The sequence below is a fragment of the Streptomyces murinus genome (genome assembly GCF_002154555.1).
GTDB classification, from domain to species: domain Bacteria; phylum Actinomycetota; class Actinomycetes; order Streptomycetales; family Streptomycetaceae; genus Streptomyces; species Streptomyces murinus.
Map to the genome: position 1 here is coordinate 1 of NZ_MUNF01000710.1, position 2,069 is coordinate 2,069.

At 74.4% G+C, this 2,069-nt stretch carries 2 protein-coding genes; both read left to right on the forward strand.

Annotation, left to right across the window (positions count from 1 at the left end):
* The first annotated feature begins 188 nt into the window (after positions 1 to 188).
* Complete coding sequence (locus CCN72_RS33560; RefSeq protein WP_037652378.1) at positions 189 to 1,046, forward strand: AAA family ATPase; 858 nt, start codon at positions 189 to 191, stop codon at positions 1,044 to 1,046.
* Positions 1,043 to 2,069 (forward strand): VWA domain-containing protein (locus tag CCN72_RS33565; protein ID WP_086812042.1); only part of this gene is annotated, 1,027 nt, incomplete at its 3' end. The genes CCN72_RS33560 and CCN72_RS33565, both read left to right, overlap by 4 nt.

The following is a 2,069-nucleotide window of genomic DNA, read 5'->3' on the forward strand; positions in this document are numbered from 1 at the left end:
GCATGGAGTCCCCGGCCGGGCCGTACGAGGAGCCGCACCGCCCGGCCGTACGGCCGGGCGGTGCGGCTCCTCGTACGGCCCGGCCGGGGAATCCATGCGTGACAGGGGTGCTGAACAAGCGCTTAGATAGAAGGGCTCGGGTGCCGTTCCGCGCCCGGCTCGCTCCCCGACCCCGCCGGAGGACCCCGTTGTTCACGTCCGTCGACGACGTCAGCGCCCGCCTCGCCGAGACCGGCTATCTCGCCTCGCCCGCGGTCGCCACCACCGTGTTCCTCGCGGCCCGGCTGGGCAAGCCGCTGCTGGTGGAGGGCCCCGCCGGAGTCGGCAAGACCGAGCTGGCCAAGGCCGTCGCCCAGGTGGCCGACGCCCGGCTGGTGCGGCTCCAGTGCTACGAGGGCGTGGACGAGTCCCGGGCCCTGTATGAGTGGAACCACGCCAAGCAGCTGCTGCGCATCAGCGCGGGCCGCGACGAGAGCTGGGACGAGGCACGGACCGACATCTTCAGCGAGGAGTTCCTGCTGCCGCGCCCGCTGCTGACCGCGATCCGCGGCGACGAGCCGACGGTGCTCCTGATCGACGAGACCGACAAGGCCGACGTCGAGATGGAGGGCCTGCTGCTCGAGGTGCTCAGCGACTTCCAGATCACGGTGCCGGAGCTGGGCACGGTCACCGCGACCCGCCGCCCGTTCGTCGTGCTCACCTCCAACGCGGGCCGGGAGCTGTCCGAGGCGCTGCGCCGCCGCTGCCTGTTCCTGCACATCGGCTTCCCCGAGGAGGAGCTGGAGCGGCGGATCGTACGGCTGAAGGTGCCGGGCCTGCCCGAGGCGCTGGCGGAGTCGGTCGTCCGGGTGGTCGGGGCGCTGCGCGCGATGGACCTGCGCAAGGCGCCGTCCGTCGCCGAGACCGTCGACTGGGCGCGCACCCTGCTGGCGCTGGGCGCGGACACCCTGGACGAGGCGGTCGTACGGGACAGTCTCGGGGTGATCCTCAAGCACCAGGACGACATCCAGAAGGCCGCGGCCAAGCTCGACCTGGACGCGCTGTGACGGACCCCGCCGAGCGGATCACCGGCCTGGTCGGAGCACTGCGGGCGCACGGGGTACGGATCGGCACCGGGGAGACGGTGGACGCGGCCCGCGCGGCCGAGGCGCTGGGGCTCGGTGACCGGGAGCTGCTGCGCGAGGGGCTGGCCGCGACCCTGCTGCACGGCCCGGCCCAACGCGCCGTGTTCGACCCGGTCTTCGACCTCTACTTCCCGCGCGGGGTGGGCGCTCCGGACGCCGGTCCCAGCGACCGCGAGAGCCTGCGCGACCGGCTGGCCGAGGCGCTGGCGGCCGACGACCGCGCCCTGATGGCCCAGTTGGCGGCTTCGGCGGTCGACGGGCTCGGCGGATACGGGAGTTCACCGGGGTCGGACGGCTGGTCGGCGTACCAGACCCTCGAACGGCTGCGCCCGGGGACCCTGTTGGCACGGGTGCGGGCCGATGTACGGGCCGGGGCGGGCGCCGGCGGGCAGTTCGCCGACCGGTTGCTGGACGACGAGATCCGGCGCCGTATCGAGGAGTTCCGGCGGCTGGTCGGCGCGGAGGCGCGGCGCCGGGTCGCCGAGCGGCGCGGGCGGGACGAGATCGCCCGGCGCGGGGTGCGTCCGACCGCCGACCGGGTCGACTTCCTGTTCGCGAGCAGGGACCAACTGGCCGAGTTGCGCAGGGCCGTTCAGCCGCTGGCGCGCAAGCTGGCCACCCGGCTCGCCGCGCGCCGCCGCCGGGCCGCGCGCGGCACCGTCGATCTGCGCCGCACCCTGCGCTCCTCGCTGTCCACGGGCGGCGTCCCGATGCGCCCGGTGCTGCGCCGACGCCGTCCGGTCCGCCCCGAACTGGTCCTGCTCTGCGATGTGTCGGGCTCCGTGTCGGGCTTCTCCGACTTCACGATGCTGCTGGTGCAGGCGCTGCACGACCAGTTCAGCAAGGTCCGGGTGTTCGCCTTCGTCAACCGGCTCGACGAGGTCACCGGCCTGCTCGACCACGGCCGCGCCGACCCCGAGGGCCTCGGCGCCCGCATCCGCGAGG